The 24034-nt window shown below is 65.8% G+C and carries 18 protein-coding genes and 4 pseudogenes; 8 read left to right on the top strand and 14 right to left on the bottom strand.

The features are described 5' to 3' along the window. Window positions 1–20: 20 nt before the first annotated feature. From SKC41_RS27680 to SKC41_RS31910, 3 genes and pseudogenes are all read right to left on the bottom strand, one after another. Entirely contained in the window at window positions 21–881 is an 861-nt protein-coding gene (locus SKC41_RS27680; RefSeq protein ID WP_330980899.1) for an energy-coupling factor transporter transmembrane protein EcfT, read from the bottom strand. Continuing rightward, window positions 878–1849 carry an ATP-binding cassette domain-containing protein gene (locus SKC41_RS31915; RefSeq protein ID WP_442931848.1) on the bottom strand — a complete coding sequence of 324 codons (972 nt, stop codon included), beginning with the start codon at window positions 1847–1849 and terminating at the stop codon, window positions 878–880. Before SKC41_RS31915 ends, SKC41_RS27680 begins: the two co-directional genes overlap by 4 nt. After that, window positions 1823–2137, bottom strand: a pseudogene (locus tag SKC41_RS31910) (ATP-binding cassette domain-containing protein); the annotation flags it as partial. The gene SKC41_RS31915 and the pseudogene SKC41_RS31910, both read right to left, overlap by 27 nt. Window positions 2138–3048: 911 nt before the next feature. Here SKC41_RS31910 and SKC41_RS27670 point away from each other — a divergent pair. Beyond that, on the top strand, window positions 3049–3525 hold the full coding sequence (locus SKC41_RS27670) for a MarR family winged helix-turn-helix transcriptional regulator (RefSeq protein WP_330980897.1): 477 nt from the start codon (window positions 3049–3051) through the stop codon (window positions 3523–3525). Window positions 3526–3626: 101 nt separating this feature from the next. After that, window positions 3627–6397, top strand: a pseudogene (locus SKC41_RS27665) (ATP-binding cassette domain-containing protein). On the opposite strand, the gene SKC41_RS27660 reads toward SKC41_RS27665, so the two are convergent. Continuing rightward, on the bottom strand, window positions 6356–7477 hold the full coding sequence (locus SKC41_RS27660; protein WP_330980896.1) for an esterase-like activity of phytase family protein: 1122 nt from the start codon (window positions 7475–7477) through the stop codon (window positions 6356–6358). The pseudogene SKC41_RS27665 and the gene SKC41_RS27660 sit on opposite strands and share 42 nt — an antisense overlap. A 182-nt stretch (window positions 7478–7659) precedes the next feature. Between SKC41_RS27660 and SKC41_RS27655 the strand changes: the two genes are divergently transcribed. Next, entirely contained in the window at window positions 7660–9606 is a 1947-nt protein-coding gene (locus SKC41_RS27655) for an acyl-CoA dehydrogenase family protein (RefSeq protein ID WP_330980895.1), read from the top strand. Between the two features lie 9 nt (window positions 9607–9615). Here the strand turns inward: SKC41_RS27655 and SKC41_RS27650 are convergent, their stop codons facing one another. Both SKC41_RS27650 and SKC41_RS27645 read right to left on the bottom strand, forming a co-directional pair. After that, window positions 9616–11088, bottom strand: a complete 1473-nt coding sequence (locus SKC41_RS27650; RefSeq protein WP_330980894.1) for a nitrate/nitrite transporter — start codon at window positions 11086–11088, stop codon at window positions 9616–9618. A 78-nt stretch (window positions 11089–11166) separates the two neighbouring features. Further along, window positions 11167–11631 carry an LppP/LprE family lipoprotein gene (locus SKC41_RS27645; RefSeq protein ID WP_442931847.1) on the bottom strand — a complete coding sequence of 155 codons (465 nt, stop codon included), beginning with the start codon at window positions 11629–11631 and terminating at the stop codon, window positions 11167–11169. 345 nt (window positions 11632–11976) lie between these two features. Here SKC41_RS27645 and SKC41_RS27640 point away from each other — a divergent pair, with 345 nt between their 5' ends. Continuing rightward, a complete protein-coding gene (locus SKC41_RS27640; RefSeq protein ID WP_330981069.1) occupies window positions 11977–16173 on the top strand; it encodes a bifunctional nitrate reductase/sulfite reductase flavoprotein subunit alpha in 4197 nt (1398 codons plus the stop codon). Window positions 16174–16274: 101 nt separating this feature from the next. Beyond that, window positions 16275–16493, top strand: coding sequence for a hypothetical protein (locus SKC41_RS27635; protein ID WP_330980893.1), 219 nt, complete (start codon window positions 16275–16277; stop codon window positions 16491–16493). Between the two features lie 40 nt (window positions 16494–16533). Here SKC41_RS27635 and SKC41_RS27630 read toward each other — a convergent pair whose 3' ends face one another. From SKC41_RS27630 to SKC41_RS27610, 5 genes and pseudogenes are all read right to left on the bottom strand, one after another. Further along, entirely contained in the window at window positions 16534–16896 is a 363-nt protein-coding gene (locus SKC41_RS27630; protein ID WP_330980892.1) for a YbaB/EbfC family nucleoid-associated protein, read from the bottom strand. Between the two features lie 16 nt (window positions 16897–16912). Beyond that, window positions 16913–17644, bottom strand: coding sequence for a hypothetical protein (locus tag SKC41_RS27625; RefSeq protein WP_330980891.1), 732 nt, complete (start codon window positions 17642–17644; stop codon window positions 16913–16915). A 55-nt stretch (window positions 17645–17699) separates the two neighbouring features. Then, window positions 17700–18014: an ESX-1 secretion-associated protein gene (locus SKC41_RS27620; protein ID WP_330980890.1), complete on the bottom strand. Its 315-nt coding sequence runs from the start codon at window positions 18012–18014 to the stop codon at window positions 17700–17702. Between the two features lie 27 nt (window positions 18015–18041). Then, a complete protein-coding gene (locus SKC41_RS27615) occupies window positions 18042–19205 on the bottom strand; it encodes an EspA/EspE family type VII secretion system effector (RefSeq protein WP_330980889.1) in 1164 nt (387 codons plus the stop codon). Between the two features lie 200 nt (window positions 19206–19405). Beyond that, window positions 19406–19538: pseudogene (locus SKC41_RS27610) on the bottom strand (CAP domain-containing protein); the annotation flags it as partial. 169 nt (window positions 19539–19707) lie between these two features. Between SKC41_RS27610 and SKC41_RS27605 the strand changes: the two are divergent. The 3 genes and pseudogenes from SKC41_RS27605 to SKC41_RS27595 form a co-directional block, all read left to right on the top strand. Then, window positions 19708–21060, top strand: a complete 1353-nt coding sequence (locus SKC41_RS27605; protein WP_330981068.1) for an MBL fold metallo-hydrolase — start codon at window positions 19708–19710, stop codon at window positions 21058–21060. Window positions 21061–21151: 91 nt separating this feature from the next. Then, the gene (locus tag SKC41_RS27600; RefSeq protein WP_330980888.1) at window positions 21152–21730 is read left to right on the top strand and encodes a rhodanese-like domain-containing protein; all 579 of its coding nucleotides are present in this window, start codon (window positions 21152–21154) and stop codon (window positions 21728–21730) included. Between the two features lie 324 nt (window positions 21731–22054). Next, window positions 22055–22261: pseudogene (locus SKC41_RS27595) on the top strand (NAD-dependent malic enzyme); the annotation flags it as partial. 4 nt (window positions 22262–22265) lie between these two features. On the opposite strand, the gene SKC41_RS27590 reads toward SKC41_RS27595, so the two are convergent. Genes SKC41_RS27590 through SKC41_RS27580 form a run of 3 tightly spaced genes read right to left on the bottom strand, consistent with a single transcriptional unit; the run spans window position 22266 to window position 24021 of the window. Beyond that, on the bottom strand, window positions 22266–22730 hold the full coding sequence (locus tag SKC41_RS27590) for a CAP domain-containing protein (RefSeq protein WP_442931846.1): 465 nt from the start codon (window positions 22728–22730) through the stop codon (window positions 22266–22268). 47 nt (window positions 22731–22777) lie between these two features. After that, on the bottom strand, window positions 22778–23383 hold the full coding sequence (locus SKC41_RS27585) for a hypothetical protein (protein WP_330980886.1): 606 nt from the start codon (window positions 23381–23383) through the stop codon (window positions 22778–22780). Further along, window positions 23380–24021 (bottom strand): Mce protein, encoded by a 642-nt coding sequence (locus SKC41_RS27580; RefSeq protein ID WP_330980885.1) that lies wholly within the window; start codon window positions 24019–24021, stop codon window positions 23380–23382. The genes SKC41_RS27585 and SKC41_RS27580 overlap by 4 nt, the downstream gene beginning before the upstream one ends. Window positions 24022–24034: the final 13 nt, after the last annotated feature.

Below are 24034 nucleotides of genomic sequence, written 5' to 3'. Positions count from 1 at the left end.
ACGCTACGCGACGAGCCTCGTTAAATCGGAGTGATATGCAGCATTGTCTCGATCACCACCGAGGCGGTCCCGGCCCCGATAAAGAGGGCCAGCGTCACCCAGTCCGCCAGTTTCGGCCGGGCCGGAGAAGCCGACAGTTGACCCGCACCGCCGCGAGCGGTGATTGCGTCGCCCATCTCGTCGGCGCGCCGCAACGTCACGACCATGGCCGTCGCGAGCAGGTCGATCAGTTCCCGGCCCTGTTGCTTGCGCCGGGCCCGGCGAGTGGGAGGCACCTCTTTCGGACGCAGCCGGCGGGCGGCGTAGAGCACCTGGAATTCCGCGATCAGCATCGGGAAGGCACGCAACGCGAGCGCCAGCGCCGCGGCCCATTCGTCGACCGGGATCCGGAATATCTTGAACGGGCGGCCCAAAGTTGCTAGTGCGGGGCCGATTTCGGCGACATTGGTCGTCCAGGACACGATCGCCCCGAGCGTGATCAGCAAGATGGTCAGCGCGGTCATCCGGATGAAGTGCAAGGATCCGCCCAGGGCGACGTGCAGTCCGCCGACCGAAACCACGGGGTGACCGCCGGCGAGCGCGGCGGTCACAAAGCCGAACCCGATCACCAGCCACAGCCAGCGCGGTACCGAAGGCAGGGCGCCACGTGGGATGTGGGCAAGCCACACCGCGGCCACCGTCAGCGCTCCGAGCAGTCCGATGGTCACCCAACCCGGGTAGAAAGTCAGCAGCACGGCGGTACCGACGACGACGATCAGTTTGGTGCCGGCCCACAACCGGTGCATGACGGTGTCGCCGGGCACCGGAACCAACAGCACAACCGGACGTGACTGGCGCTTGGTCTGCCCCTGGGCGGCGGGCGGTGACTCGGTCTCGGTCATGCCACACCGCCCGTCGTCGTCGACACCGTTTCCAGCACACCGTCGCGCAAATGCAACATGCGCGGGCAGATCCCTTCCATGCCGATGCTGTCGTGCGAAATGACCACCAGCGTCAGGCCCTGCTCGCGACGCAAGCGCTCCAGCAGCGTCAGCAAGCCGCGTTGACTGGCGACGTCCAATCCCGCCAGCGGCTCGTCGAGGATCAGCGCTCGCGGCGATCTCGCCAAGAGTCCGGCCAGCACGACGCGACGCATCTGGCCACCGCTGAGCTGGTCGATGCGCCGTTGGGCCAACGCGGGCTGCAACCCGACCAAACCCAATACCGCGGCGACACGGTCTTCGTCTTCATGCGAAAAGCCCGCTGCCGAAGCCACTTCCAGGTTGACGTGGCTGCGCATCAATTGCAGGCGGGCCGACTGGAATGCCAACGCCACCTCGCCGACGTGCTCGTGGGTGGGCTCGCCGTCGATCAGGCAGGAGCCGGTGGTGGGGATGGTCAATCCGGCCATGATCCACCCCAGTGTCGACTTGCCCGAGCCGTTATCGCCGTGGATCAAGACACCGTCACCCTGCTCGGCGACAAAGTTGATGTCGCGCAACGCAGTCTTGGCCCACGGTGTGCCACTGGCATATTCGTGCCCGACGCCGATCAGCTCGATCGCTCCCGCGTTATGCCGTTGCCAGGCAGCGTGACTCGACACCGGTGCATCCGCGCTGCCCACCACGGCGGTGTTGTCCGAGGATTCGCTGAGATTGATGGTGCGGTCCGCGGACGCAGCCTCGTTGTCGAAGTGGGTGATGTGCACCAGGGCAGTCCGGTGCCGTTTGGTGAGGCCCGACATGACGCCCAGCAAGGCGTCGCGGCCCTGCTGATCGATCATCGAGGTGACCTCGTCGGCGATCAGCAGGGCGGGTTCTCGGGCAAGTGCCCCGGCCAGCGCCAGGCGCTGCAGCTGCCCGCCGGACAAACTCGAGGTGTCGCTTTCGGCGAGTTCCTCGAGGCCGACCTCACGCAGCAACCGGCTGACATCGACCTTGGCATCCGGGGGCAAACCCCACACCACATCGTCGGCGACCCTGGTGCCCAGCACTTGGCTCTTCGGGTGTTGCAAGACCAGCGCGGTGCCGCCCAGCCGGCCCAAACCCACTGCGCCGGGGCGCTGCACGGTTCCCGATGTCGGTTGCCGGCCGGCCAGGATCAGCATCAGCGTGGTCTTGCCGGAGCCGTTGGCGCCGGTGACCGCGACGTGCTCCCCGCTTTGCACCTCCAGGCTGACTTCGCGCAGTGCGTCTTGAGCAGCGTTGGGGTAGCGGAACCGCACCCGGTCCAGTCGTACGGGCACCGGTCCGATCCCGGCGTCGTGCGGCCCTTCAACATCGGGTGGATCCAATTTGTGCACATCGGGGATGTCGCCCATCCGCTCCAGCAGACGAGACAACGCCGACCAACCGATCAGCGTCACAATCACGACCACGAAGACGAGATAGGGCAGCACCAACCACGGCCAGTACTGCAGCCCCTCGGCGACATAGCGCTTCATGGTTTCGGCGACATTCGGCAGGTGTACCCAGCGCAGGAATGCGGCGACACCGTCGACGTTCGCGGTCAGTACGCCAAAGATCAACTGCCGCAACCGAGTTAGCACCGCGAACACGCCGACCCAGGCCGCACCCCAGATCAAGCCGGCGACCAGGGACGCGAAGATCACCGTGGGTATGCCACGGCCCTTGCGTTTGACGATGCCGCATATCCCGCCGACCCAGGCGGCGTCGACGACCATCGCCGAACTGCCCAATCCGGAGATCAAGAAGGCGATCACCGTCGCGGCGACGGCCGAGGCGATCAGCACCCGAGGACGGAACCGGTAGGCGAGCAACCCCATCGGCACCGTGCCCAGCACGCCGAAGCCCTGAGCGAACGGAATGACCCAAGCGATGATTGCGGTCACCGAGCACAGCGCCCCCATCACCGCGGCCTGAGCTAATTCGTTCGGCTGCAGCGGTCCACTCGTACTGTGCCGAAGAGGGCGCGCGATCACTTTCTCGATTGTGCCAGGCCGACACACCGGGCGCCCTCAGACAGCGACCCTTTGCGGGCCGGCGACAATTCCGTGCATCGGGTGGCAGCGGTTGGTCTCGCATAGCAAAGCTATGCAAGCATGGGTACATGGACAACGTTGTCGACACCGCAAACGTCGCGCTGCACCAGGGGCTGGGCGCAGACCTGCTGGCTGTGGTCGCGCGGCTGAACCGACTGGCAACGCAACGCATCCAGATGCCGCTGCCTGCGGCACAGGCCAGACTGCTTGCGACCGTCGAGGTGCACGGAGAAGCGCGCATCGGTGACCTCGCCGCCGTCGACCACTGCTCTAAACCCACTATGACCACGCAGGTGCGTCGACTCGAGGACGCCGGCCTGGTTAGCCGAACCGTCGACCCCGGCGATGCCCGTGCGGTCCGGATCCGCATCACCCCCGAAGGGCGACGCACCCTGAACGCGGTTCGGGCCGACCGCGCCGCCGCGATCGAACCGCAGCTGGCAATGCTCGAGCCCGCCGATCGCGAGGTGCTCGCCGAGGCCGTCCAGGTGCTGCGCCGGCTGCTCGACAATGCTGCGGCGACCCCGCGCCGCAACACACTGTGACCGGCGCGCACCCCTTGTGGGGCGACGACCGGCAGCGGGTAGACAATTAGTCAGTGGCTTCCGCCTTCCCAGCCTCACCGCTCACCGTCTTCGTCGGCTCGATGCGGTACGTGTTTGCCCCGGGCCGTGACGTGGTCGTGGCGTACGGGGACTGGTGCGACATCCCGCTGGCCCGCCTGGGGTTCGCCGCCCCACCACCGCCGATTCCGCAGCCCGATCTGTTGCTGCGCTTTGCCGAAACGCGCTGGGTAGCCATCGATCGGAGCCGCAGCGGTATTTTCGTCGACGGCACTCGGGTGCCGACGGTCGACATCCGCGACGGCCTGGCAATCGCGCTCGGGGATCCCCAGCGCGGGCCCCGGCTGGTGTTCAGGGTTGGCTCGCCGGCCGGCCCACCGGGGCCACCGCCCGGTCCCCCGCAACGCGCGCCGCAGCCGCCGCCCATGCAGCGACCGCCAATGCCGCCGCCGATGCAGCCACCACCCGTCTCGCCGCCGCCGCAGCGACCGCCAATGCCACCCCCACCCCCACCGCAGCAGCCGCCGCATCAGCCGCCGCCCGTCGCGCCGCAGATTCCGACGCAGCGGGAAACCCAGCGCATGCAGATCGGGCCAACGCGACAGCCGACGGTCGAGCAGCGCATCCCTCCGACGCCGCCCCCGGTCGGGCCGCCAGCTCCGCCGCCACCCGCACCACCACCGTTGGCCGCGCCACCCCCACCACCCGCACCACCACCGCCGGTCGGGCCACCACCGTTGGCCGCGCCACCCCCACCACCCGCGCCACCCCCACCACCCGCACCACCACCGCCGGTCGGGCCACCACCGTTGGCCGCGCCACCCCCACCACCCGCACCACCACCGTTGGCCGCGCCACCCCCACCACCACCGCCGGTCGGGCCACCACCGCCGGTCGGGCCACCACCGCCGGTCGGGCCGCCTCCGCCGCCACCACCCGCGCGAGAGCAGCCCGTCGCGCCAGAGGGGCGGCCCGTCGCGCCAGAGGGGCAGCGCGTCGCGCCGGAGGGGCAGCCCAGGGGCCGTGGCCTGATCGAGCGGATGACCGACGCGACCCGCAAGCTGCGCGCAAGCCGTCCCGCCGAGGCCACCACAAACTTCCCCACCGAGGAGCCGAGCACGACCTATCGGCTGCCGCTGGCGACCGGTGCCCGCACGGTCGGCGTGAACGCCTACCGGCTGGGACTCAGCACCGACGGCCACGAAGTGCTCACGGACGTGTCGTTCACGGCACGCCCGGGCACGCTGACCGCGGTCACCGGCCCATCGGCTGCCCGCAATTCGGCGCTGCTGGGAATGCTCGCCGGCGCCCTGGCACCCGGCACCGGGCAGCTCACCGTCGACAGCCACGACGTGTACGCCGAACCCGACTCGATGCGCACCCGCATCGGGATCGTCGGACGCGACGAAACCATGCACCGGCGGCTGACCGTCGAACGAGCCCTGAGCTACACCGCCGAACTGCGGCTGCCGCCCGACACCACGCGTGAGCATCGTGACCGGGTGGTCGATCAGGTGCTCGAAGAGCTGGAGCTCACGCCGCACCGCACGACCCGGATCGGCAAGCTCGCCCCGGAACTACGCCGGTGCGCATCGGTGGCGATCGAACTGATCACCCGACCGAGCCTGCTTGTGATCGACGAGCCCGGCATCGGACTCGATGAGGAGCAAGAAGATCACGTGATGGCGGTGCTGCGACGCCAGGCCAACCTTGGCTGTGTCGTCGTGTGGCCACCACGACACCGACCCACCTGACCATCTGCGACCAGGTACTGGTGCTCACGGCCGCCGGGACCATGGCCTTCGCCGGAGCGCCCACGCAGATCCAGTCCGCGCTGGGCACCGCGGACTGGTCCGAAGCTCTCGCGCGGATCAGCGCCGATCCCGACGGGGCGCACCGCGCGTTCAGCGCACGGCAACCGACACAAGGTCCGACGGAGCCGCCCGAGGTCGCCGCACCCTGGCCGCCGCAGCGAACGCCCACCCTGACCCGCCAGGCCTGGTTGGTCGCGCGTCGCCAACTGCGGCTGCTGGTCGCTGACCCGCTTTACACCTTGTTCTTGGTGGCGCTGCCGTTCGCGTTGGCGGGCTTGGCGTTGCTGATTCCCGGCGACTCCGGCCTGGGTCGCCCCGGCCCGACGAGCCGCAACCTGCATGAAGCCGTCGAGATCCTGGCCGCACTCAACATCGCCGCGGTCATCCTGGGCACCGCGCTGACCATTCGGGAACTGGTTGGTGAGCGGCGCGTCTTCCGGCGCGAGCAAGCCGTCGGGCTTTCGACGTCCGCGTATCTGGCGGTCAAGATCGTCTTCTTCAGCTTGGCCGCGGCCGCGCTCACCGGCATCGTGTTCGCGATCGTCATCGCCGACAAGGGCCAGCCGACGCGCGGCTCCGTGTTGCTGCCAAACGCCACTGCCGAGCTGTATGTCAGCGTGGCGCTGACGGCCGTCGTCTCGGCGATCGTGGGCCTGGCGCTGTCGACGCTGGGCACGTCGCTGCGGGAGGTTCTACCACTGGTCGTGCCGGCGATCCTGGCCTCCGCGCTGTTCGCGGGGGGCCTGATCACCCTGGTGGGCACCTGGGGCTACGACCAGATCTCCTGGTTCGTCCCGGCGCAGTGGGGCTTCGCGGCATCCGCCTCGACCGTCGACCTACACCGGGTCGACGCCCAAGCCGCCGACATCCTGGTCTGGACGCACTATGCGGGCTGGTGGATGTTCGACATGATCGTGCTCGCCAGCTTCGGCGCGCTGTGGGCCGGGTTTATTCGCTACCGGCTCCGGCCGCCGGTCCGCGAAATCGGCCCGCGTTCGCTACATCGCGAACATCAGGAACTGAGTGATCCCCCTGGGTGAGAAGTTGTTGTCGCTCACGAATACGACCGATTGACGGCCATCGGCCAATTTCGGTCCAAGCGTGATGCCTTCGATGTTGCCCAGCGGCCACAGGCCCGGTGTCGTCGTCATGTCGACGGCCAGCGACTTCGTCATCGGCGTCAACATCACGTCCGTCATCGACGGCATGTCCAATACGTTTGTGGCAGAACCGATCTCGGCTCGGTAGACGCGGATGGTCTGCGGCATGGAATCGGACCGCTCGATCACCAGAAACGTGGTATCCGTCAGCGCGACCAGATCCGAGACACCGTTCTCCTCGGCCGGCGGTGCGGGCGGCTCCATCGGGTAGGCGTACTGGGCGGTGGGCTTTCCGGTGGCGACGTCGAATTGGGTGAACCGGGTCAGCACCCGGTGCCCGTCGCCGGTCTCGGGGCCGTCGTTGTAGCCCGGGTCCTCCATCGAGGCGAACACCGATCGGCCGTCGGGCGTCACCGTCACACCCTCGAGCGCCCGGTTGCGCCGCGGTCCGGTCTGCTGCGCCGACATGGCCAGATTGGCCGGCAAGGTGAACTGCCCCAGATAGGCACCGTCGAGTCCCGCGGTCCTGACCCACGGGTCCAGCAGCACCGGGCCCTCGGTCAGCCGCTCGCCTTCCGAACTCCAGTACAACCGTTGCCGGACGCGGTCGAACGCGATGCCCTCCGGGTCGGGAGGAACCACCGGTGGCGAGGTGTTGATCGCCAGCGGCCGAAACGGCTGGCCCGACTGGTCCAACAGTGGATGGGTGGCGGTGAAGCTGACCCCGTCAATTCCCTTGTCCGACAACGACAATTGCACGGAGTAGAAGCGGGCCGGGTTTTTCTCCGAACGGTCGTCGCTGATCACGTAGTAGAGCCGGCGCTCCGGGTCGTAGCTGAGTGCGGACAAGCCGCCGATCACGGTGTCCGCGAAGGTCGTGCCGAAGGCGACCTGTGCCTGGCCGATATAAGCCAACACCGGCCGCGGCGGGCCCGGCGGAGCCGAAGGGCGGGCGGCATCGCAACCGGAGAGGAACCAGGCAAGACATACCCCGGCCAGCGCCAGCAACCGGCCCCGCATCAAACGACTGCCGCCACGAGCAGACCGGGCAGGCGGACTGACGCCGGTTTCTGGAACGAGGTGTCGGGCTGGGACATGACGTCATCTAATCGCACCCGGCCGGGTCCGCAACGCCGATCACGCCGCCACCCGATCGACACCTGGGGTGTTCCCGCGTAGCGGGCGGCAGGTTACCGTCGGGTATGGCGCCAGACACGACAAACACTGCCGAGCACCTGCGCGACGCGTTGGACGGACGTTTCCGGGACGCGAAGAACGAGACCCGCAAATGGCTAAGCCAGGATCAGTTCCGGCCCCATTACACGCCGAACACGGTCTTGGCCCGCGCCAAGGTGTTCGAGCAGATGAAGCTCATCGCCGCCGCGGGAATCCCCGACGAAGGATTCCGCAAGGAACACGGCGGCACCGGCGACGTCGGCGCCGCGATCACGATGATCGAGATGCTCGCGATGTCGGATCTGTCCCTGATGGTCAAGGCCGGGGTGCAGTGGGGCCTGTTCGGTGGGGCCGTCGAAAACCTGGGCACGGAGCGCCATCACGAGCCGTATGTGAAAAAGGTCATCAACCTTGAGCTCCGCGGGTGCTTCGCGATGACCGAAACCGGGCACGGCAGCGACGTGCAGGCGCTGGAGACAACAGCGACCTACGACGCGGAAACCGAAGAGTTCGTCATCGACTCCCCCACCCCGACTTCCCGTAAGGACTACATCGGCGGGGCTGCCGAGACCGCAATGGTGGCAGCGGTTTTCGCGCAGCTGATCACCACCGAGGACGGCAAGCCGGTCAACCACGGCGTGCACTGTGTCCTGGTGCCGATCCGCGACGCCGACGGCAACGATCTGCCCGGTGTGACGACGTCGGACTGTCACTACAAGGGTGGCCTGCCCGGGGTGGACAACGGCCGCATCATGTTCGACCATGTCCGCGTCCCGCGGGTGAACCTGTTGAACAAATATGGCGACGTCGCGGCAGACGGCACGTACAGCTCCCCGATCGACAACGCGAACCGCCGGTTCTTCACGATGATCGGCACCCTGATCCGTGGCCGGGTCACGGTCGGCGGCAGCGCCGGTAACGCCGCCCGCGTCGCGTTGGACATCGCCACTCGATATGCGTTGCAGCGCAGGCAGTTCAGCGCACCCGGCGACGAGCGCGAAGTCCTGATCATGGACTACCTGGTGCACCAGCGGCGGCTATTCCCGTTGATAGCCAAGTCGTATGCGCTGCAGTTCGCCCAAAACGAGCTGGTATCCAAGTGCCACGACCTGCAGACATCGGACTTTCCCGATGCCGAGGAGCAGCGCGAGCTGGAATCGCGTGCCGCCGGCCTGAAGGCGGCCAACACCTGGCATGCCAGCCGCGCCATTCAGGAGGCGCGCGAAGCGTGTGGGGGCGCGGGCTACATGGCCGAGAACCGGCTGATCGCCCTGCGGGCTGACACCGACGTGTTCACCACCTTCGAGGGCGACAACCACGTGCTGACCCAGCTGGTGGCCAAGGAACTGCTGACCGCCTACGCTGACGACATCAAGAGTATGAGCCCCGTCGATTGGGTTCGGTTCGCCGCCAACACCGTTGGCGAGCGAGTGATGAAACGTACTGCGGCCGAAGCGATTATGCAAACGATCGTCGACTCTCGCCAGGACAGCGAAGAAGAGGGCAGTCTGTTCAACCGCGGCACCCAGGTGAACATGTTCGAAGAGCGCGAGGAATACCTGCTGTCTTCGGTCGCCCGTCGCCTCCAGGGCAAGTCCAAGGAGATGTCGGAGTTCGACGCCTTCAACGCCGTGCAGGATCACGTGCTGCACGCCGCCAGCGCCCACATCGACCGGATCGTGTTGGAAGCATTCGTCGCGGGTATCGACGCCTGCGACAACGACGCGGCCCGTGAGCTATTGGAGATCGTCTGCGACCTGTACGCGCTGTCGGTGATCGAAGAAGACAAGGCCTGGTACATCGAGCACGGTTATCTGTCCACCGGGCGGGCCAAGGCGGTGACCCGCGGCATCAACGATCGGTGCCGGGCCCTGCGCCCGCATGCCAAGACGCTGGTTGACGGCTTCGGCATCCCGGAGCCGTTGCGCTACGCCGAGATGCTGCACCCGGAAAACCTGCCCGAGACCGACTGAACCCTCGGCTCAACCGGCGTCGACCGCATCGGCAAGGCTGCCGCCTGCGCGCACGCTCAGCGGGCGCCGCACGTACCTGACCCAGGTCAGCAGTGCGGCAGCGACGTAGACGGACAGGAAGACCCAGAACGCCGACGTCATCGTGCCGGTGCTGACGTAGGACTGCCGTAACGCCAAGTTGATCCCGACGCCACCCAAGGACCCGGCGCCGGCGACGAAACCGATGACGATGCCCGAGATCACGCGGGACCACTGCCGCTGGGCGGCCTCGTCCATATCCAGGTTCCGGCCGCAGGTTTCGAAGATGGTCGGGATCATCTTGTAGACCGATCCGTTGCCCAACCCGGCAAAGGTGAACAGGGCGATGAAGCAGGTGACGTAGCCGGCCATCGCGGAGCGGCTGACCGGCCCGGCGTGCGGATCCTCGATGGTGCCGACCGTGATCAGCAGCCCGGCGGCCACAACCATGCTGACGAACACCGCGAATGTGACGCGGCCCCCGCCTAGTCGGTCGGCCAGCCGGCCGCCGTAGATGCGGGACACCGCGGCCAGCAGCGGTCCGATGAAGGCCAGTTCGGCGGCATGCAGCGCGGCCTGGGAGTTGGTTTGCCCGCCGGCCACGAAGCTGGTCTGCAGTACCTGGGCGAACGCGAACGAGAACCCGATGAACGTCCCGAAGGTGCCCAGATAGAGCAGCGAGAGCAGCCAGGTGTCGCGCGTGGAAAGCACCGCGGACAGGATCGATCGCAGCCGGCCGGGTTCCACCCGGTGCTGGGCGACGTTGTTCATGAAGAACGTGGCGCCGATGCCCGCGACCATCAACAGGACCAGGTACAGGCCGCACACCCAGTACGGCTGCCGGTCGCCCGCGGCGGCGATGACCACCAGCCCGACGATCTGGATCATCGGCACGCCGAGATTGCCGATCCCGCCGGCGATCCCCAGCGCCGCGCCCTTGAGCCGGTGTGGGTAGAAGGAGTTGGCGTTGCTCGCCGAGGCCGCGAAATTGCCGCCGCCCATACCGGACAGCGCCGCGCACGCCAGGTACGGCCACAACGGCAGCCCCGGATGCGCCAGCAGCACCATGGCGCCGATGACCGGGACCACCAGGACGAAGGCCGAGAACATGGCCAAGTTGCGGCCGCCGAAGATCGCCGTCGCCACGGCGTACGTCGGCCGCAGGCATGCCCCGACCAGGGTGGCGGTGACACTGAGCAGCAGCTTGTCGCCGGCGGAGAAGCCGTACACGTCCCGGGGCATGAACAGTGCCATCACCGGCCAGAGCGCCCATATCGCATAACCCAGGTGCACGATCACCGCGGACCAGAACAGATTGCGTCGCGCGATGGTCTTGCCGCCCGCCTCCCATGCCTCGAGATCTTCCGCGTCCCAATGCGAGAGGTGACGTGACCTACCCACTCGCTTGACCCTTCGAAGAAGGTTGGCGTCGCTGCTGGATTCCTGAAGAAATACTGGACGCATCGCCCCGTGCGGGCACTGTAATCCCTTCGATACCAAGACCTAATGCGGCGGAATATCGGAACATGATGTGCGGTAGACCTATTGGTGCGGAATCTTGCCGAGTGCTTGCAATGTGCCGTCGGGCCCGATGTGGAACTTAACGGTGCCGATTCCCTTGGGACAACAAGGCTCTTCGTTCCCGGTCTGCCATTGGTACTGAACCGTGACCGCATCGTTGTCGCCGCCGGGCAACACGGTGATGTACGGCTTGGGGTTCGGCGTCGGTGTACCCAGTGGCCTGTTGTGGTCGAAGAACACCAGCTGCTGGGGAGTCGACTCGCTGGCAATGGTCGGGATGATCTGCACCCAGTACAACCGGCAATTCTTGGTGTGCCCGCGACCGATCTCGACCCAACTCGAGCCGGCAACCTCGATGGGAACGGCGGCGATTGCCTGGCGCACGGTCACCGCGCTCGGCCCGTCGGAGTCCTTGCACGTGTCCGCTCGCGACGACGCCGGCGGTGCCGCTGGTTTTCCGCCGCAAGACGCGGCCAATAACGCCAGAAAAATCACAAAGTGACGACGCACATTGTGAGCTTAGCGAAAACTGTGAATGTGCCATTTGTTTGGTCGGAACCCCTGTTCTGAGGGGAAATTCCGAAGGATCGGTGGGTAATCTGGCCTCAATCGCGGATCAACGCTGACCTGCGGCTACGTGCTTGACGACGGATTTCCCGGACATCTCACATTTGCGTGTGGAGCCCGTGAGATCAAGCCGTAAAACGGCGGAAACATCGGACGTCCGATGTCGAAACATCCTTGTCGCACGATTTAGCGGATATACCCTTGCGCGCCCGGAAGGAGGACGTAGGCGTGGCTGCAGACCACGGTGAGGACACCGTGAACAGCATGTGCGCCTACTGCGGCGTGGGCTGCGGCATGGTGCTGCAGATCACAACCGATCCGAAGAGCGACCGCCGTCACGTTGCGAAATCTGTTGGAAACAAAAGTCACCCGGCCAACTTCGGCCGCCTGTGCACCAAAGGCACAACCACCGCGGACATGCTGGCCGCACCGGGCCGGATGGATTCGGCTTATTGGCGCGCCGACCGTGGCGAATCCCTGGCGCAGATCGACATCGACGATGCGATCAGCCAGTCCGCCAAGCAGTTGCGGGCCATCATCGACGAGCACGGCCCGGACGCGTTCGCCCTGTACGTGTCCGGGCAGATGTCGCTGGAGGCGCAGTACCTCGCGAACAAGCTGACCAAGGGGTTCATCGGTACTAACCAGATCGAGTCGAACTCGCGACTGTGCATGGCCAGCGCGGGGTCCGGCTACAAGTTGTCGCTGGGCGCGGACGGACCGCCCGGGTCCTATCAGGATTTCGAGAAGGCCGACGTCTTCTTCGTCATCGGCGCCAATATGGCCGACTGCCATCCGATTCTGTTCCTGCGGATGATGGACCGGGTCAAGGCCGGCGCGAAGCTGATCGTCGTCGACCCGCGCCGCACCGCGACCGCGGAAAAGGCCGATCTGTTCCTGCAGATCTCGTCTGGCACAGACCTCGCTCTGCTCAACGGTCTGCTGAACCTGATCGTCCAAAACGGCCACACCGACCCGGAATTCATCGCCGAGTTCACCGAGGGCTGGGACGAGATGCCGAGTTTCCTCGAGCACTTCACGCCGGAGCGGGTCAGCAAAACCACTGGCATACCCGCCGACGACATCCGGACCGCGGCCCGCTGGATCGGCGAAGCCGAGAACTTCGTGACCTGCTGGACCATGGGCCTCAACCAGAGCACCCACGGCACCTGGAGCACCAACGCGATCTGCAACCTGCACTTGGCGACCGGGGCGATCTGCAAGCCGGGCAGCGGCCCGTTCTCGCTGACCGGGCAGCCCAATGCGATGGGCGGGCGCGAAATGGGTTACATGGGGCCGGGTCTGCCGGGCCAGCGCGTGGTGACGTCGGCGCCCGATCGCGAATTCGTCGAGGACCAATGGGGCATCCCTCGCGGAACGCTACGTACCGAGGTCGGTACCGGAACCGTCGACATGTTCTCCCGTATGGCCAACGGAGAGATCAAGGCCTGCTGGATCATCTGCACCAATCCCGTTGCCAGCGTTGCCAATCGGAAGACGGTGCTGGCCGGTCTGGAGAACGCCGAGCTGGTGATCGCCCAGGACGCCTTCTTCGAGACCGAGACCAACGGCTACGCCGACGTGTTGCTGCCCGCCGCCCTGTGGACCGAGTCCGAGGGCGTGATGGTCAACTCCGAGCGCAACCTGACGCTGTTCCAGCCGGCCGTGCAACCGCCCGGACAGGCAATGCCGGACTGGCAGATCATCGCCCGAATCGCTTGCGAGATGGGCTTTTCGGATTCCTTCAGCTATGACTCCGCCGAGGACGTGTTCGAAGAGATCAAGCGGTTCTGGAATCCCAAGACGGGCTATGACCTGCGCGGTGCCAGCTATGACCGGCTGCGGCAGACTCCGCTGCAGTGGCCGTGCCCGCCCGATGGCGCCGACGACCGCAACCCGATCCGCTACCGCAACGACGGCGTCAGCCAAACTCAGCTGGTCCGCGAGGACGGCACCGTGCCACGGTTGGCCTTCGCCACGGCGAACGGTCGCGCGATGTTCTTCGCCCGACCGCACCTGTCGCCCGACGAGATGCCGGATGACGACTACCCGTTCCTGCTCAACACCGGTCGTCTGCCGCACCAATGGCACACCATGACCAAGACCGGCAAGGTGGCCAAACTCAACAAACTCAACTCCGGACCGTTCGTCGAAATCCACCCCGACGACGCCGCACGGCTCGAGATCACCGATCGCGATCGTGTCGAAATCGCGTCGCGCCGTGGGCGAGCCGTGCTTCCTGCCGTGGTCACCGACCGGGTGCGGCCGGGCAACTGTTTTGCGCCCTTCCACTGGAACGACGCGTTCGGCGAATACTTGTCGATCAACGCGGTCACCAATGACGCCGTGGACCCGTTGTCCTTCCAGCCCGAGTTCAAGGCGTGCGCGATCACCGTCACCAAGATCGCCGCCGCCACAACGGAATCCGACACCGAGGCCGAGCCTGCGGTGGCCACCGGCACAGTAGAGCCCGCTCCTGAGGAAGTTACCGAAATCAACGGGTCACAGGTTGACGCCCTCGCCGAAATCCTCGGTGTCGCAAACGAACCGGCTCCCCAGCTGGGCCCCCTCGGCCGCACCTACCTGGCGGGGGTGCTGGCCGGATTGCGTTCGGAAGCCGGCCGCCGCACGGCCGGGGTGCCCACCCTGCCGCTCAACGCCCCACTCGACGCCAACACCCGGCTGTGGGTGGACGGTCTGTTCGCGGGGATGTTCGCGCGTACCGAGGCGCCGGCGTCGATGCCGGCTTTCATGCCGGCGTCCCCCGCCGCCCAGACACCGGCCGACCCACCCGCGGCCCCGGTAACCCCAGTAGAACCGAAGCAGGCTCCGGTTGTGGTGTTGTGGGCGTCGCAGACCGGCAACGCCGAGGAGCTCGCCGCCGAGTGCGTCGCCCGGCTCGGAGAGGCGTCGCTGCAGGTCGTGATCCACAGCATGGACGACTTCCCGGTGGCCGACCTGGCCACCACGCGGGAACTGCTGGTAATCACCAGCACCACCGGCGACGGCGATGCACCCGACAACGGCGCCGCGCTGTGGCGCGCGCTGAACGGCGACAGCGCACCGCGGTTGTCCGGCACCCGCTACGCCGTACTGGCCCTGGGCGACTCCAACTACGACGACTTCTGCGGTTACGGGCGCAAGCTCGACGAGCGGCTGGCCGAGCTGGGCGGGACCAGGATCGTCAGCCGCGTCGACTGCGAACCCGACTACGAGGAGGCCGCCGCCGGGTGGATGAGCGGGGTGATCGAGGCGCTGCGGCGCACCCCCACCCGCGTCGGTGCTCCGGCGCCGGCACCGGCTACGTCTGCACCCCGTCCGACGGCCCGCCCCCAGGCGCCCGCGTACAACAAGAAGCGCCCGCTGGTCACCGACATGATCAGCAACATCACCCTCAGCGGGCCGAACTCTGCAAAAGACGTGCGGCAGATCGTCTTCGACGTGTCCGACGAGGCCGCCAGCTATGAAGCGGGCGACGCGCTCGGGGTGTGGCCACGCAACAGCGACCAGCTGGTCGACGAATGGCTGTCGGTCACCGGACTGAACGGGCAGACCCCGGTCGAGGTCGGCGAGCACGGCCTGATGTCGCTGCGTTCCGCGCTCACCGAGCGAATCGAGATCGCCCACATCAGCCGGGACCTGGTGCGGTTCGTGCAGGAGCGCACCGGCGACCCGAAACTCGCGGAACTGCTGAGGCCGGAAAACAAAGCCGCCCTGAGCAATTGGACGTGGGGGCGCCAGTCCATCGACCTGCTGGCACGGCTGCCGGTCTACGCATCGGCCCACGAGTGGCTGCGGGTCCTCAAACGCCTGCAACCGCGGCTGTACTCGATCTCGTCGAGCCCCAAGGAGTGCCCGGGCGAAGCTCACCTGACCGTCTCGCCGGTGCGCTACAACTTCCAGGGCGTGCCCCGCCGCGGGGTGTGTTCGACCTACCTTGCCGACCGCTCCCCCGGCGATCGAGTGGCTGTCTATCTGCAGCCGTCGAGCAATTTCCGGCCGCCGAGTGAGTCAGAGACGCCGATGATCATGATCGGGCCCGGAACCGGTATCGCGCCCTTCCGCGGCTTCCTGCAGGAGCGCCGCGCCCTCGGCCACACCGGGCCCAACTGGCTGTTCTTCGGCGAACAGCACGCCGAGACCGACTACTACTACCGCGACGAGATCGAGAAGATGCACGCCGACGGGCTGCTCACCGAGCTGGACCTGGCGTTCTCTCGAGACCAGCAAGAGAAGGTGTACGTCCAGCACCTGATGCGCAAGCGTGGCGCCGAGCTATGGAGTTGGCTGCAGGACGGCGCCCAGCTGTATGTGTGCGGCAGTGCCGACCCGATGGCCAAGGACGTCGACCGCGCGCTGTGCGAGATCGCGGCCGAGCACGGCAACCTGGACTTGGACGACGCGAAGGACTACGTCCAGTCGCTCAGCGCCGACAAGCGCTACCACCGCGACGTCTACTAGGACTTCGTAATACGGCCGAAACGCCGGACAAGCGTCGCTGAAACATCGCTGTCGCACCATGTGCTCAACAACAGGTGCGTACTCGATGAAGGGGTGCCCGCATGACGACTGACGAACACCTCGGTGACCAGGAATTGCCGGCGGCCGAAGTAGCGTGGGCGGGATTGCCGATCAACCTGGATTTCGCATTCTCGTACGCCCAGCGCGACAAGGTTTACGCGCAGCACCTCACCCGCAAGCGCTGGTGCGCGCTACGCGGGCAAGCACGCGACTCCGACGTCGACGCGCACTACGATCCACTCGACGCCGAAGCGGGCTAGCCGCTGGCTGTCGGGTGCACACCCACCGAAATCGTTGCCGCTAGCCCGATTTCGCTTCGGTGGCGCCCAAGATGTCCTTGAGGGAACCGGCGGCGTGGTTCAACAGCTCAACGAATTGCTGCCCGTCGGCTTCGCTGGCTGCGGTCGCGTCGGCTTGCGCGTTGACTATCGCCTCGTTGATGCGCCGCGCCACCGTTTCGGCGCCCAGCCGAAGGAGACCGTCCTCGATACGCAGGCCGGCAAGCCGCTGGCGTCCATCGAGGGTCACGACGACGGTCTTGGCTTCGTCCGCGCCATTGAATGTTCTGTTGTTGAGCTGGTGCAGGTGCTCGTCCAGGGCGGACCCGATGTGCCGCGTCTGGTGCAACACCTCGTCCAGTAGCGAGTGGATCTCGGTGCTCATTTGCCGTCCTTACTGTCTAGGAACCTGCGGCATGGATCGATGATTGCGTGGCCTGCGCGTCAGCATCGTGGCTGGTGTAGCGGGTGGCGAACGCTTCTGCCTCTGCCTTGACGGCCTGTTCCGGCGGCCTCAAGTCCAGGGAGCGACTGCCGAAGATGTCAGCCAAAGGCCCGTCGCCGCCTAGCCCTTGCGCCTTCATGCTCTCGAGCAGCAAGGTGTGCAAGACGGACGATGCCCGCTGACTGGCCACGTCCGCGACGATGAGGATTTCTTCGGCGAGCTCCGATTCGGTCATGCTCGCCACCGCCGCTGACAGCTCGACCTTTTGGATCTTGCCGTCCATGAGGGCGGTCACCGACACGGTCTGGGGAGGGTTGGTGACCGTGGTCCGCTCCCAGTGGAATTCGTCCTCCTCGGCATCGGTGTCCCGGGTTTCGCCACCGTCCCCGTGCAACGAGTCGGTGGTGCGCAGCCCGGCTGTGGTGTCCGGGAGCTCGGCCTGCTCGTCGGTGTACCGAGCGACCATGGTCGGCTGCTCGCCGGGGTCGCGGCCGGACTTATCGCCGGTACCCAGAACCCCGCCGCTTTCGTAACCGGACTCTTCACCGAAATCAAGGGCGTCGTGCATACCGCGGCCGGTCTCGTCCCCGTAATCCAGAACCGCGCCGCCTTCGTAACCGGACTCTTCACCGAAATCCAGGGCGTTGAGATTATCGCTGTCGTCGTCGCTACGGTGTATGGCATCCACTATGGTGCCGTTCCTTCTTGGCTTTTAGCGGTTTTCGTGGATGGGCGGGACATGATCAGCCGCGAACCACTTGTTGATCGACAGCGCCGCCTGCCGCGTCATCGGTGGCGACATACCTAGCGGCCGCGTTACGCAAGTCTTCGGCTAATGCCTCGGACACCTTTTTCATCGTGTTCCCAGTGTTTTGCCGGACGCTTTCGCAATCTGTCATTTCCTGCGCGGTGTACCCACAAATTGGACCATGGTCATACCACAGTTTTTCGGCGGTCCCTTCGACCGCCTTTGTGCCGGATCCAATCTCCCCCGCGGCTCGGTCCTGCTGCCTCGCCAAGTCCGTCAGATAAGCTGCATTAACACTCAAGTCCGCCATGGATTTGCCTCCTCGGCGCTCACTTTTCTACTGGCTACGATTTGACTGGGGCGGGCGCGCCGGGTCGGTCGCACCCGATGCGATATCGATGGGTGCACGTTCGGCTCCCTCGGCGCCGGCGGCCGCCTCATTCTCCGCGACGACGGCTTCCGCGGACGCTGGCGAGTGGGCCGTCGAGTCACCCGACTGCGCGTCCTGCGTCGAGGCTCGGGATGGCCGGGTCGCCACCTGGCTCATGGTGGGCATCGCGTACGGCGATGGGATCGCAATCTCCGACTCGCTTTCGGGAGCCGATCCGGAAGTAGCGCTCGCGCCGGTGTTTTCGACGCTCCCGCCCCGGGAGACGGGTACGTCCGGACGCGGGGATACCGACGAGGAAGCGGTAAAGGAGGCGGCGCCGTTGAGGGTGTCGAACTGGCCCACGGTGCTCGGGGCGGCAAAGGCCATCGCACCCTGACCAATGGTGCCGGGGCGGACCGCTTGGAGCGATGCCGCCGCGCCGTCGCCCAATTCACGGTATTTCTCAATGACCGCTTTTATGTCGGCTGCGTTGTCTTTCGATGCATAGATCATGTCCGAGACGATATCGAGGCTTTTTGCCACGGCGGCGATAACTGCGGCCAATTGGATCAATTGTGACCGCACGGGGTCGGATACAAAAATTAGGGAACAAATGGGGATCATGATAGTAAGGGCCGTCTGTTCCCAGCCGAGGTTCATGTACGACCTTTTGACCTGTTGGGACTCCTTGGCCAAAATCGCAGCAATTTCGGCATCGCATTCGGACATATCCGCCGTGCGGGTAACTTGCAGATTATTTTGCTTGTTGTAGGCGTCGGCGGCGTCGCCCACCCATCCGCCCCACGCCTGCGCAGCGGCGGCCGCGAGTGATTCACCCGCTGCGCCAAAGTCGCCCTTGGCGTTGTTGTATTCCTTTCCGCTATCGGTAGCCTTCATGTAAAGCAGCTGAAGGGTCATGATGTAAATGATGCCGGCCCAGAGGATCTTCGTTTCTACTTTAAAAGCCTCTTGGTTTGCTTTACTGCCCTTGTACCGGTAGGCCGCATACGCCAGGAATCCACCCGAGTTTACTAGGCCCTGCACGCCTTTTTCGTAGTCCCCTTGAGTGAAAGCCGGAATAGAACCAACGGCCGCGAAAGGCCCCTTGGCCCAATCTGATATTTCAGGCATGGCCGCGTACTCCTATGTCGCTGCTCGCGCGCATTGATGGCTGATAAGTAGGCTAGCAGGGTAGCGACCCGTCGCAATGCACGAATTTGGCAATGCGCCAGCGGGTTTGACCGGTGAACGCCCGCACGTAACCGTGCCGCCGCGGCACGCTCAGCTCGTGTTCAACTTCGACCCCTTTCCACTCCTGTTCTATTCGACGTGATTGCCACCGTCTCGGCGGCCTCGCCGTGAAATCCGGCGTTGGCCCTGCGGCGTCGATCCGTCGGATCCGATGTCGGCGTTGATGTTTCGGTTGTTGATCATGTCCTGGGCATGCCATCGCGCGACGATCGATGCCGGAGGGGTAGCACGCGCGGGGCCGGCGCCGTGCCGGGGCAGAAACGGCAGATAGCAAACCGCCGCGATTGTCAATCGCACATCCCCACGACGGTGTTCGCAACCGTGCGCGTCAAGCGGTCCCGCCGTACCGTCAGGCAACGACGGTAGATGGGGCACAAGCATGGTGGACGTATCGATTGTCGAGACCTCCGGGCTGGGCGATCGCAGCTATCTGGTGAGTGACGGCGAGGTCGCCGTCGTCATCGACCCTCAGCGCGATATCGATCGCGTGCTGGAGCTCGTCGGCGACGCGCGGATCACGCATGTCCTCGAGACACACGTCCACAACGACTACGTGACCGGCGGACTCGCGCTTTCCGCGGCGACCGGAGCCGAATACGTTCTTCCGGCCGGCGAATACGTCGAATTCTCTTGCCGCGCAGCCAGTGACGGCGACCGCATCGATACCGGCGGAATTCACCTGGAAACCCTGTTCACTCCGGGGCACACGCACCATCACGTCAGCTACGTGCTCCGCGACGAATCCGGGGACACCCTCGGCGTATTCAGCGGGGGGTCGATGCTCTTCGGCAGCACCGGAAGAACGGACCTGCTCGGCGACGAGCACACCGAGGAATTGACTCGGCTGCAATACCATTCGGTTCGACGCCTCGCCGACGAGCTGCCCCCATCGACGCCCGTCTACCCCACTCACGGATTCGGCAGCTTCTGCTCGGCCGCACCCACCGACGGCGACGATTCCACCATCGGAGATCAACGTGGCAAGAATCCCGCGCTGACGCAGGATGAGCAGGACTATGTGGACAACCTGCTCGATGGTCTGGCCGACTTCCCGGCTTACTACGCACACATGGGTGTGATCAATCGGAACGGCCCTGCGGCAGCTGATCTTTCGCCGCTCACGTCGGTCGAACCAGGCGAGCTGCGCAGGCGAATCGACGCCGGTGAATGGGTCGTCGACCTACGCAACCGCACCGCGTTCGCGGCTGGACATCTCTCGGGCACATACGGCTTCGAGCTGTCGGGCTCGTTCGTCAACTATCTGGGCTGGCTCTACAGTTGGGGCGCGCCGCTGACCCTGATCGGCGACGACGCCGAGCAGATCGCCGAGGCGCAGCGTGAACTTTCCCGCATCGGCGTCGATCACCTCACCGGCAGCGCCAGCGGCGACATCCGCGAGCTCGCCGGTGGGGCGGAACCGCGGAGCTACCGCGTCGCCGGCTTCGGCGAACTTGCCGGCGTGCTGCACACGGATCGGGTCCTGGTGCTGGACGTGCGCCAGCGCGGGGAATTCGACAGCGGCCATGTGCGCGGGGCGCTCAATGTCGCATTGCACCAACTGACCGGACGCATCGCCGAAATCCCGCCCGACCGCGAGGTATGGATCCATTGCGCAAGCGGCTATCGTGCGTCGATCGCCGCCGCGCTGCTGGACCGGCACGATCTGCGCGTCGTGCTGATCGACGACGATTTCAGCAACGCCGAAAAGATCGGGATCACCGCGTCCAGCGGGTGAGGCGGGCAAAAACTCATTCTGAAGTAAAACCTGTAGTTCCCGACGGGCCCGGGTAGTGATAACTCATTGCCGCCTAATACAGGAGCTGACAATGAACGCACCGAGCGCCGATGTCATCACGTCGCCAGAGCTTCGGACGTTGCTGGAATCGCCCACGGCCCCACGGGTCATCGATGTCCGGACGCCCGCCGAGTTCGAAACCTCGCACATCGCCGGGTCTTATAACGTCCCGCTCGACGTCCTGGATGAAGACGGCCCTGCCGTTGCCCAGCACTTGGACGACGACCCCGATGTCGTGCTGGTGTGTCGCTCGGGCCAACGGGCCACCAAGGCGCAAACGCTGTTGCGAAACGCGGGTCTGGCCAGCGGGCGTGTCCTGCAAAACGGCATCACCGATTGGGAGAGACGAGGTTTCGCGGTCGACCGCGGGGTTCAGCGTTGGGATCTCGAGCGTCAGGTACGTCTGGTCGCGGGATCGGTCGTGCTGTCGTCGGTCGTTGGCAGCCTCGCGGTGCCGCGGCTCAAATGGCTGGCCGGCGCGATCGGGGCGGGATTGACCTATGCGGCGATCTCCAACACGTGCGCGATGGGAACGGCGCTGTCCAAATTGCCGTATAACCGCGGGGCGACGGCCAATGCCGAGACGATCGTGGCGCGGCTCGGCGCCTAACGGCGCTTCGAACGTGGGTGCCGGCTGCCCTTCAAGTGCTCTTTAGGGTGGGTTCACCGGGACCGGGCTACGTGACCTCATGCGCCCAGCCATCGGACGGAGGCCGTGATGAGCGACGCCCACACGCCCCGGATCCCGCTCGCGATGTCTTCACCGAGTATGAATCGCGGAGTCGGCTTCACCCACGAGCAGCGCCACCAGCTGGGTTTGACCGGCCGGCTCCCGTTCTCACCCTCGAGCAGCTGCACTACCGGCATGAGTTGCTGTACTACGAGGTGCTGGAAGGCCATCTGCCCGAACTGATGACCCCCGGCATGCTCCAGGGCTGCCGCGAAAGCTATTGTGCAGCAAGCCAGCCCGACGAATGTGGGAGACTCGCTGTTGCCGGATGTGCAGAACCTACGCCAAATCTCCACCGCGGTCGCCGAGGCCGTCTACCACGCCGCCGTCGAAGACGGGGTGGCCACGACGCGCCACGACGATGTCGCGCAGGCGGTGGCCGACACCACCTGGACACCGGTCTACGACTGAAACCTTATCGGCCGGGCGGTGTCGGCTGCCCGTACACCGCAACGACGACGGTGCGGTCCAAGCTGTTGTCCGACCACACACCGATGTTGTTGTTGGCGCAGTCGCGAATGATGGCCATGTCCGCGGGGTTGTAGTACCACTGGTTGACCAGCTCCAGGCTGCTGATCGCGATGGCCGGATTGATCGCCACCGTCTCGGCGGCCTGGCCGCGAAAACCGGCGGCGTTTGCCCGGTCCTGCGGCGTCGACCCATCAGATCCGATGTCGTCATTGATGTTTCGGTTGCTGATCATGTCGTCAGCGTGCCATTGGGCGGCCAGGGTCAGCGCGTTGTTCCGGATGACGTCGTTCGTGCAACCCGCCTGATGCTGCAGGGTATAGACGGCGGAGACGACAGCACTGTTGAGCCGCTTATTGTCGGCGTGCGCGGCCGGGGCCGCCGCCAGTGGGCTTGTCACCGCCACCAGCATGGCAACGGGCAGCAGGCGTAGCCACGTCGTCATCTGACCTCCTCGAATCACACCGGGTCGAAGCGCGAAACCAGCCATCGGCCATCGACCTTGTCCAGTGTCACTTTGATGACAGGCTGGGTATCGGTAGGAGCACCGTCGCCGATAGTCACCGTCTGGTTGACGAACAGCAGGGCCACCGCGTGGTTGGCGGTCGCCGAAACCGACGATGCCGCACTCACTTTGGCCGCCGAGGCAATGTGTTTTTCTTTCGCACCGGGGATCACCACTTGGCGGATCAATTCGCCGTAGGCGTCCTTGAACTCTCCGGTCAGCCGCTCGCGTGCCGCGCCGAGATCCTTGTCGGCCGTGTCCGGCTTGTAGGAGAGCAAAGCGGCGGCGTCTTCGCTTGCCGCCCGGACGGATTCGGTGCGGGCCTGCGCCAGCTCATCGGTTGACCCGATCACCCAGCGTAAGTAGCCCGCCCCCAGCGCCACCAGCAATGCGATGGCCGGCAGCACGCCGTAAGCGAACACCCGTGACCACGGGATCCGCCGACGCTCGCGTGGGGCTTCGGTCTCGGCCGAATCCGCCTCCCCGGCCGCATCTGTCGGCGCCTCGACCAGCTCTTCGTCGGGACTATCGGTCACGGTGTCGTCCTTGAGCGTGGTCATGGCACGAACACCACGTTGGAGACCTTGGTGTCGTTGCCGACTGAGCGGACCTCGATGCGCATCCGCCATTCCCTCGGTGCTTCTTCGCCGCCGGCAGTCCGCGACTTCACCGCGACCGCCACCAAGACCTCGGCCGAGTCGCCGCGCAGGGATTCCAGACCGGCATCGGTCACCGTGCCTTCCGATTTCGACTGCGCCGCCTTGACAACCTCGACGAACGGTTTGGCCCGCTGCTCAAAATCCTCACGGAAGGCCCCGGTGGCCAGATCGAGGATTCGCTGCACGTCCGAATCGACCTCGGTGTAGTTGATCGTGGTGAGGTTTACCGCGCCCTGGCGAGCGACCTGAATGAATTGCTCACGCTGGGCCTGGGCTTGGTGCTTTTGGTAAGCCGTGTATCCCAGCCAGCCGGTCAGCCCGGTCAGCAAGGCCAGGATTGCGGTGCCGGTGACCAGTGCCGCTCCGGTGCGGGAAAGCCGGCGACGGGTGAGCCGCTGCCGCCAGCGGGCGAACCGGCCTTCACTCTCGTCGGCCTCGTCGGCGGGCGCGTCGTCTTCGACCGGGTCGTAGTCCTCGGCGTCGGCACCCGTTGGCTCAGCGACCTTTTCGATCTCCGGGGTTTCAGGCTCATCGGCCATGGTTTCTCCTTCA

Origin of the sequence: Mycobacterium sp. 050128 (assembly GCF_036409155.1) — a bacterium.
Classification (GTDB): domain Bacteria; phylum Actinomycetota; class Actinomycetes; order Mycobacteriales; family Mycobacteriaceae; genus Mycobacterium.
This window is presented reverse-complemented; position numbering and strand designations above follow the sequence as displayed.

Excerpts from the sequence above, each read along its gene's own strand:
- SKC41_RS27640 (WP_330981069.1), top strand. The coding sequence starts at position 11,977 with ATGTGCGCCTACTGCGGCGTGGGCTGCGGCATGGTGCTGCAGATCACA.
- SKC41_RS27650 (WP_330980894.1), bottom strand. The coding sequence starts at position 11,088 with ATGCGTCCAGTATTTCTTCAGGAATCCAGCAGCGACGCCAACCTTCTT.
- SKC41_RS27585 (WP_330980886.1), bottom strand. The coding sequence starts at position 23,383 with ATGACCACGCTCAAGGACGACACCGTGACCGATAGTCCCGACGAAGAG.
- SKC41_RS27670 (WP_330980897.1), top strand. The coding sequence starts at position 3,049 with ATGGACAACGTTGTCGACACCGCAAACGTCGCGCTGCACCAGGGGCTG.
- SKC41_RS27590 (WP_442931846.1), bottom strand. The coding sequence starts at position 22,730 with ATGCTGGTGGCGGTGACAAGCCCACTGGCGGCGGCCCCGGCCGCGCAC.
- SKC41_RS27655 (WP_330980895.1), top strand. The coding sequence starts at position 7,660 with ATGGCGCCAGACACGACAAACACTGCCGAGCACCTGCGCGACGCGTTG.
- SKC41_RS27620 (WP_330980890.1), bottom strand. The coding sequence starts at position 18,014 with ATGGCGGACTTGAGTGTTAATGCAGCTTATCTGACGGACTTGGCGAGG.
- SKC41_RS27615 (WP_330980889.1), bottom strand. The coding sequence starts at position 19,205 with ATGCCTGAAATATCAGATTGGGCCAAGGGGCCTTTCGCGGCCGTTGGT.
- SKC41_RS27660 (WP_330980896.1), bottom strand. The coding sequence starts at position 7,477 with ATGCGGGGCCGGTTGCTGGCGCTGGCCGGGGTATGTCTTGCCTGGTTC.
- SKC41_RS27635 (WP_330980893.1), top strand. The coding sequence starts at position 16,275 with ATGACGACTGACGAACACCTCGGTGACCAGGAATTGCCGGCGGCCGAA.
- SKC41_RS27600 (WP_330980888.1), top strand. The coding sequence starts at position 21,152 with ATGAACGCACCGAGCGCCGATGTCATCACGTCGCCAGAGCTTCGGACG.
- SKC41_RS27580 (WP_330980885.1), bottom strand. The coding sequence starts at position 24,021 with ATGGCCGATGAGCCTGAAACCCCGGAGATCGAAAAGGTCGCTGAGCCA.
- SKC41_RS27680 (WP_330980899.1), bottom strand. The coding sequence starts at position 881 with ATGACCGAGACCGAGTCACCGCCCGCCGCCCAGGGGCAGACCAAGCGC.
- SKC41_RS27630 (WP_330980892.1), bottom strand. The coding sequence starts at position 16,896 with ATGAGCACCGAGATCCACTCGCTACTGGACGAGGTGTTGCACCAGACG.